This is a genomic window from Streptomyces sp. NPDC059142 (assembly GCF_042755665.1).
In the GTDB taxonomy this organism is placed as follows: Bacteria; Actinomycetota; Actinomycetes; order Streptomycetales; family Streptomycetaceae; genus Streptomyces.
In genome coordinates, this window is sequence record NZ_JBHZDA010000022.1 from 39,214 (window position 1) to 46,363 (window position 7,150).

Here is a 7,150-nt window from a genome sequence, read left to right on the forward strand (position 1 = left end):
CAGCCGTCATGGACCAGCACACGGCCCCCCAGTCCCCGTCCCGATCCCGGCCCCGGCCCTCGTCCCAGCCCCGGCCCGGGTCTCACCCCCAGCCCCGTCCGCAGTCCTGGTCCCCGCCGCGCCCCGCGCGCGGAGGAGTCCTCGGGCGCCTCGGCCACGGGGTGGCGCGGGCCCTCGCCGGCGCGGTGGCCCTGGTGCACCCCCGGCCGAGGCCCTGGCTCAGAGCCGGGCTCGCGCTCTGCGGGTGGCCGGCCCTCGCGGCGACGGCGCTCCCCGACGGGCAGCCGCTGCGCTGGATCCCCATCCTGCTCTTCGTCACCTTCGGCCCCGGGTGCGCCCTGCTCCTCCCGCTGCCCGGGAGCCTGCGCCCCGCCGCCCGGCTGGAGGCCCTGGCGCTGGCCGCGCCGCTCAGCCTCTCCCTCGCGACGCTCACCGCCACCGCGCTCTTCCTCGTGGCGGGCTTCTCGGCCCCGCTGTTCCTCGGCGCGCTCGCGGTCTTCTGCACGGTCGTGGCGCCCCTGCCCGCCGTACCCCTGCCCGCCGCGACCCGAGGAGCGGCCGAGCGCACCAAACCCGGTCCGGAGGGCCCCATATGACGCCACGACGCTTGCGCGACGCGGGCCGCGGTACGTATCTGACACTGGTCCTGGCGGCCGTCGGCGCCCTGCTGGCGGGGCTCGGGGTATGGGTCGCCCGGGCGGACAGAGGCGGCGAGGACGCGGGCTGGGCGCTGCCGGGGAGCGCCGCCTCCGGCGCCCCGCCGCACGGGCGGTGCGCGCCGGGCGAACTGCTGGAGCCGCCCTGCGGGGCCTGGTGGGGCGCGTACGTCCCGTACGCGGCGAACGGCTCGCTCACGGACGCCGTCCACGCCTTCGAGAAGAGGATCGGGCGCAAGCTGGATCTCGTCTACAACTACCACGACATGTCCAACACCCGGCGCGACGGAGTGCTGCTCACCCCCGAGGAGCAGGAGCTGGGCCGGGACCGGATGCTGATGCTGGCCTGGGAGTCCACCGTGTGGACCGAGCCGCACCACGAGAACTGGACGGAGACCCAGCTCGGCTGGGCCGATGTCGCGGCCGGGAAGTACGACGAGGAGATCATCGATCCGCAGGCCAGGCGGCTCAAGGCGTACGGCAAGCGGATCTTCTTCTCCTTCGACCAGGAGACGGACTTCCGCACGCCGGACGCGGGCACGCCCGAGGAGTTCGTCGCCGCCTACCGCCATCTCCACGACCGGTTCGAGAAGCTCGGCGTGGACAACGTGGTGTGGGTGTGGACGGTCTCCGGCTACCTGGGGAACGCGGCGCTGATGAAGTCGCTCTACCCGGGCGACGCGTACGTCGACTGGATCGGCATGGACCAGTACAACTACTACCGCTGCCAGCGGAACGCGCGCTGGCTGGACTTCGACGACAGCCAGCGGCCCACCTACGACTGGCTGCGCGCGAACATATCGGACCGCAAGCCGATCATGCTCTCCGAGTTCAGCACGGCCCCCGACCCGGACGACCCGGACCGGCAGCGCGGCTGGTACCAGCAGGTCCCGACGGTGGCGCGAACCCTGCCACAGGTGAAGGCGCTGGTGCAGTGGAACCGGCCGGTGCCCGGGCCGCACTGCGACCTGACCGTCGACAAGGGCCCGGCGCTGGAGGGCTACCGGGAGGCGGGCCGCGACGGCTACTTCCGTCAGCCGGTTCCGTCACGCTGACGCTGACTCCGTCGCACGAGGAGGGCCACGGCCGCCACCACGAGCAGCCCCAGGAAGACCGGCAGGGCCACCGCCGCGAACGGGTCCTGTGCCGACCACCCGGCCACCGCCAGCACCCACACCACCCCCGACACGGCCCGCCCGTCCGCCCGCAGCGCCCACAGGGTCAGCGCGACCAGGGCCAGACAGAGGAGTTGCAGGACGACGGGCAGCGCGCGCAGCACACCGTCGCGCCCGGCGGGCCCCGCCATCCCCGCCAGCGCGTCCGCGACCTGCCGGTGCCAGAGCCCCGACGCCCGGTCGGGCCGTACGCCCAGCAGCGGCGGCGCCGTGTGCAGCGCGGCGAAAATGATCAGCGGCCCGAGGGTGAGCAGCGCCGGCCCCGGCCGTTCCAGCGAGACGGCGGCGCACTGGACGACGATCAGCAGCATGCCCGCGACCAGGGTGAGAGGGGGCAGCACGTCCAGAAGCTGGGCGCCGGTGAGCTGGTCGCGGCCGATGTCACCGAGCCGGGCCAGCGGCGTCCAGAACAGCCCGGCGGAGAGCCCGAGCAGCAGCCACAGCACGGTGACGGTCCGGCTCTCGTCGATCCGCCCGGCGTGCCCCGGCGCAGCCGCCGTCGCGCCCCCGGACCCCCGTACGGGAACGGGCACGGGCAGGCCGAAGGCGGGCGTCGGCGCGTCATGGGCGCCGCGCAGATAGGCGGTGCGCCCGGCCCAGGTCGTGCCGTACGCGGCGTCCTCCTCGGCCCGCGCGTCGTCCGCGCCGCCGTCCCCCGGTGCCCCGGGCGTCACCTGGGCGCGCAGGGCGGCCCTGCGGGCCCACGTGGTCCCGTAGTACGCGTCCGCGCCGTCCCGCGCCGTGCCCGTACGCCGGCCGCCGGTCCAGTCGGCGCCGTCCTTCGTACGGTGGCGGTAGCGCAGCGCCGCGCGCAGTCCCGGCGCCGCGACCAGGGCGATCAGCGTCATGGACAGCAGCATCGCCAGCCCGGCGCCGGAGATCCCGGCGGGCCCGAGCAGCACCAGCGCGCTGCCCAGGACCAGGACGCACATGGCGCCCTGGAGCGCCGCGAGCATGCCCGTACGGCCCTGCACGCGCAGCACGCCGATGTACAGCTCGACGACGACGCGGGGCAGCGCGGCGGCGGCGAGCAGCCGCAGGACGGTGGTGCCGTGCTCGGCGTAGTCGGCGCCGAACGGCGTGAGGATCTGCGGCGCGAAGACGACCAGCACCAGCACCACGGGCACCAGCAGCAGCGTCATCCGGCGCAGCGCCCCGCGCACGCCCTCCGCCAGCCGGTCGGGGCTGTGCGAGGCGTGCGCGGTGAGGGAGGAGGCCATGTTGATGGCCATGAACTCCATCGTGCCGCCGACGGTGTAGGCGGTGTAGAAGAAGGCGTTGTGCGCGGAGTCGAAGCGGACCGCGACCATCACCGGCAGCAGATTGATCATGGCCAGGCTGAAGAGCGCCCCGACCGAGTCCCCGGCGAGGAACCGTCCGATCTCCCGGAGCCGGGGCGGTGCGCGGTCGTGGTCGGCGGCGGCCTGGCGCGGGATGAGCCTGCGGAAGATCAGCCAGCCCAGCGGCAGTACGGACAGGGCGATGGCCGCCGCCCAGGAGACGAAGACGCCGAGGACCGGCAGGGCGGTGGCGAACGCGGCGAGCATGAGCAGCTTGCCGATGGAGAAGACGGCGTTGCCGACGGGCACCCAGAAGGCCTTCCGCAGGCCGGTGAGGACCCCGTCCTGGAGGGTGAGCAGCGCCCAGGCGACACAGGACGCCGTGAAGACGAGCCCGGCGGCCGGGCCGGCGAGCGGCGCGTAGGAGGGACCCCACAGATCGAGCGTGACCAGGAACAGCGCGCAGGCGACGCACACCACCAGCGAACTGACGGCGTAAGCGCGCCACACGAGCGGCCCGGTGGCCCGGCCGGCCCGGGGGACGTAGCGGACCACCGCGCCGATCATGGTCGTCGCGGTGATCGAGGCGAGCAGCCGCATGGCGGCGATGGCTGCGGAGCCCTGGCCCACGGCCTCCTCGGTGTAGTAGCGGGCGGCGACGAGCCAGAAGCCGAGGCCGAGCGCGGCGGAGACACCGGTGGAGAGCATGAGCGCGTAGGCGTTGCGGAACATGGAGTCGCGGTCCCGGCCGCCCGCTCCCTCTCCCTCGCCGGAGCCGGGCGCAGGCGCCTCTGCCTCTGCCTGTGCCCGTGCCTGTGCGGAGGCACCACCGGTCCCGGAGCCGCCGTCCACGAGTCCCGCGTCCCCCAGGTGCGGCCCCGGCAGCCGGGCGGTGTCAGCCACCGCTGCCGGTCTCCTCCCACTCCGCCGGGCGGGCGCCCAGCGCGGTGAGGACGCCGATCGCCCGGTCGGCGTGGCGCGGATCGACGGGCAGGGCGTGCCGGGCGAACCAGGCCGCCGGGCCCGGTGCGGGCGACGGATCGGTGAAGTCCGCGCCCGCGTACGCGTCGAGCGGTGGATCGTAGAGGTAGCCGGTGGTCAGGCGGTGCCGGGCGAGCGCGGCGATGGCCGCGTCCCGGTCCTCGACGAGCAGCGGCACCCGGAAGAGCGGCTGTACGGGCCCCTCGGCGGCGCCCGGCGCGGCCCACGGACTGGCCAGCAGCCGCCGCGTACCGTCGCGGTGCGCGGCCAGCGTCCGGTCGAGCCCGCGCAGCAGCCGTTCGGTGCGGTCGAGGCGCGGGCGGCCGGGGCTGAGCCGGTAGTCGTGCAGGTCGACCCGGACCCAGGAGTGGAATCCGTCGAGCCCCGGCGCCGTGCCGAGGGCCTGCCGTAACTCCGGGGCCCGCAGGGGCATCCGGATCGCCTCCCGTTCCTCCCGCCCGAGCAGCCGCAGCGCGGCCCGCGCGGCCCCCACCAGCCGCAGCCCGCGCACCCCGGCCTCGGCGTACGGGCGTACGGCGTACGCCAGTTCGGCGGTGGGCCGGGCGGGCCGGAGCAACGCGTCGCGGGCGCGCGCCAGTTCCGTACGCAGCGCCGGGTCCGCGACCGCGAGGAAGCCGCCGGTCTTGGCGCCCACATGCTTGGACAGGCTGAACACGGCGGCGTCCCCGAACCCGCCGACCGGCCGGTCCCCGATCGCGCTGCCGATGGCGTGCGCGGCGTCCTCGATCAGCGGGATGCCCAGCGCGTCGCAGCGCGTACGGAGGGCGGGCGCGGGGTCGGGGTTCCCGTACAGATTGGTGGTGAGCACGGCGGAGAGCCCCCGCCAGACGGACTCCGGCACGGCGGCGAGGTCGAGGGACCCGTCACGCGGGTCCAGCGGCGCCTGGACCGGGCGCAGTCCGGCCGCGAGCACCACGAAGAAGATCACATCGTCGTTGACCGGCGACATCAGCACCCGCCCGCCGGGCGGACACCAGTGGCGCAGCGCCACATACAGCGCGAGCCTGCACGACGGCGTGTACAGACACTCCCTGCCGAGGCGCCGGCCCATCAGCGACTCCAGCGCCGCGTACGGGCCCGCCGACGGCACCGCGTACGCCGAGTCCACCGGACGCGCCCGGCCCTCCCCACGAGCCATTCCGTATCCCCCCTGCCCCCGGCTCAATGTGTCCCATACCGGACGCCCCGTCAATAAGGCGAAGACACCGGGGAAGGGCGGCTGCGTCAGTCCGTCAGATCGCGTACGAACCGCAGTCCGGGCCGCCCGCTCAGCTCCACCTCGCCGACCTGCCTGAACCCGTTACGGGCGAGCACCGCACGCGAACCGGCGTTGTCCACGGCCGCGGAGGCCCGCAGCGAGGTCAGCCCGTACTCCGAACCGGCCAGCTCACACACCCGCCGCACCCCCACGCTCGCCACCCCGCGCCCGGCCGCCCGCTCGGCGACCCGGAACCCCAGCTCGGCGGACCCGTCGGCGACATCCACCAGATTGACCCGCCCCCACACCGCCCCGTCCCCGTCCACCAGCAGATGGAAGTGGCACACCCCGGCCTCCTGCTCGGCGAGCAGCGCACCGTGCCGCTCCTCGAACCGGGCGAAGTAGGCGTCGCCCCGGTCGGGAACGGACGCCGCGAAGTAGGCCCGGTTCTCCCGCTCGAACGCGAGCAGGGCGGCGGCGTGACCGGCACGCAGACGCTCGACCCCGAGCACGGGCCTCATGGGCCCCACGGGCCTCATGGCGCGAGCCGGTATACGGACACGTGGGAACGCGAGTCGGCGGTGAATTCGGCCCCGGCCCAGTCCGCGTGCCTGCTCTCCCGCTCGAACCCGGCGAGCTGGGCCATCAGGTCGAGTTCGGCCGGCCAGATGTAACGGTGCGGGCTGCGGAACAGCTCGGCTTCCTTGCTCTCGCCGAAGCGGAAATGGTGCGAGACGACGTGCTGGCGCAGGGTGTCGTACGTGTCCAGCCCGATGTAGCCGGGCTCCGTGTGGCAGACGATGGCCTCCTGACCCGGCGGCAGCTTGCGCAGCTCGGGGACCCACAGCTCGATCACGAACCTGCCGCCGGGCGCGAGATGACGGGCGGCGTTACGGAAGCACGCGACCTGTTCGGCCTGGGTGAGCAGGTTGGAGATGGTGTTGAAGACGAGATAGACGAGCGCGTACGCGCCGGGGGCGGTGGCGGTCGCCATGTCACCGATGACCACGGGGATCGCCGTCCCGTCGGCCTTCGTACGCAGCCGCTCGACCATCGGGAGCGACAGCTCGATGCCGGTGACGGGCACCCCGCGCGCGGCCAGCGGGACCGCCACCCGGCCCGTTCCGATGGCGAACTCCAGCGCGGCCCCGTCACCCGCCAGCGCGGCGAGCCGGTCCACGGTGGGCGTCAAGACATCGGGCGCGAACATGCCCGTGCCGGGGGTGTCGTAGCGTCGGGCGGTCTCCGTGTCCCAGATCTCCTGCTGACCCATGCGGCATACGGTCGCCGCCGCCACCCACGGTGTCCACCGATTTTCCCTCCACCGCCCGGGGAGGGGCCGGGGCACACCCACCCCGGCCCTCCCTCACGAACCCGCGCCGTGCCCGCGGCTCAGACCCAGTCCCAGCTCACATTGATCCGTCCGGCGTTGAGGTCGCCGATCCGGGAGAACGCGGTGGGGCTGAGGTCCACGTCGTTGGTGGCACAGCTCATGCACTTGTCCACGACTCTCACGACGACGGAGCCGAGCGGCCCGTTGACGCGGATCTGCCGTCCGCACTGGGGCGAGTTGTTGGGGTTGGGGTAGGTGCCGTACAGCGTGGTCGAGATCGCCACGACCAGCTCACTGTCGTTGTTGTACCAACCGCACGCGCCCAGCCCGGTGTTGTACCAGGTGGCCTGGCCGTTGGCCTGCACGCCGCTGGGCGCCGCCGCGGCCGGCCCGGCGCTCGCGCCGACCACACCGAGCGCGAGCACGGCAGATCGGGCGGCCAGCGCCGCCGCCGGTGCACCGGGGCGGGTCTCGAACTGGGCCGGTGTGAGGGTCGGGGGTGTGTT

At 74.3% G+C, this 7,150-nt stretch carries 7 protein-coding genes; 2 read left to right on the top strand and 5 right to left on the bottom strand.

Annotated elements, in window-relative coordinates; genetic code table 11:
- Positions 1 to 8 precede the first annotated feature (8 nt).
- Both ACFXPK_RS11425 and ACFXPK_RS11430 read left to right on the top strand, forming a co-directional pair.
- Positions 9 to 596 carry a hypothetical protein gene (locus tag ACFXPK_RS11425; RefSeq protein WP_385074134.1) on the top strand — a complete coding sequence of 196 codons (588 nt, stop codon included), beginning with the start codon at positions 9 to 11 and terminating at the stop codon, positions 594 to 596.
- Positions 593 to 1,711 (top strand): glycoside hydrolase family 26 protein, encoded by a 1,119-nt coding sequence (locus tag ACFXPK_RS11430; protein WP_385074137.1) that lies wholly within the window; start codon positions 593 to 595, stop codon positions 1,709 to 1,711. The genes ACFXPK_RS11425 and ACFXPK_RS11430 overlap by 4 nt, the downstream gene beginning before the upstream one ends.
- Here the strand turns inward: ACFXPK_RS11430 and ACFXPK_RS11435 are convergent.
- From ACFXPK_RS11435 to ACFXPK_RS11455, 5 genes are all read right to left on the bottom strand, one after another.
- The gene (locus ACFXPK_RS11435; RefSeq protein ID WP_385074139.1) at positions 1,690 to 4,014 is read right to left on the bottom strand and encodes a lipopolysaccharide biosynthesis protein; all 2,325 of its coding nucleotides are present in this window, start codon (positions 4,012 to 4,014) and stop codon (positions 1,690 to 1,692) included. The two genes, ACFXPK_RS11430 and ACFXPK_RS11435, sit on opposite strands and share 22 nt — an antisense overlap.
- On the bottom strand, positions 4,007 to 5,164 hold the full coding sequence (locus ACFXPK_RS11440) for a DegT/DnrJ/EryC1/StrS family aminotransferase (RefSeq protein WP_385074208.1): 1,158 nt from the start codon (positions 5,162 to 5,164) through the stop codon (positions 4,007 to 4,009). Before ACFXPK_RS11440 ends, ACFXPK_RS11435 begins: the two co-directional genes overlap by 8 nt.
- 173 nt (positions 5,165 to 5,337) lie before the next feature.
- Entirely contained in the window at positions 5,338 to 5,832 is a 495-nt protein-coding gene (locus ACFXPK_RS11445; RefSeq protein WP_385074142.1) for a GNAT family N-acetyltransferase, read from the bottom strand.
- 14 nt (positions 5,833 to 5,846) lie between these two features.
- The gene (locus ACFXPK_RS11450) at positions 5,847 to 6,584 is read right to left on the bottom strand and encodes a class I SAM-dependent methyltransferase (protein WP_385074145.1); all 738 of its coding nucleotides are present in this window, start codon (positions 6,582 to 6,584) and stop codon (positions 5,847 to 5,849) included.
- A gap of 119 nt (positions 6,585 to 6,703) precedes the next feature.
- Positions 6,704 to 7,150: RlpA-like double-psi beta-barrel domain-containing protein (locus ACFXPK_RS11455; protein ID WP_385074147.1), on the bottom strand; the 447-nt coding region annotated here is incomplete at its 5' end.

What these genes read in the sequence shown, in the direction of transcription:
- ACFXPK_RS11450 (WP_385074145.1), bottom strand. Translation starts at nt 6,584, where the DNA reads ATGGGTCAGCAGGAGATCTGGGACACGGAGACCGCCCGACGCTACGAC.
- ACFXPK_RS11430 (WP_385074137.1), top strand. Translation starts at nt 593, where the DNA reads ATGACGCCACGACGCTTGCGCGACGCGGGCCGCGGTACGTATCTGACA.
- ACFXPK_RS11440 (WP_385074208.1), bottom strand. Translation starts at nt 5,164, where the DNA reads ATGGGCCGGCGCCTCGGCAGGGAGTGTCTGTACACGCCGTCGTGCAGG.
- ACFXPK_RS11445 (WP_385074142.1), bottom strand. Translation starts at nt 5,832, where the DNA reads ATGAGGCCCGTGCTCGGGGTCGAGCGTCTGCGTGCCGGTCACGCCGCC.
- ACFXPK_RS11425 (WP_385074134.1), top strand. Translation starts at nt 9, where the DNA reads ATGGACCAGCACACGGCCCCCCAGTCCCCGTCCCGATCCCGGCCCCGG.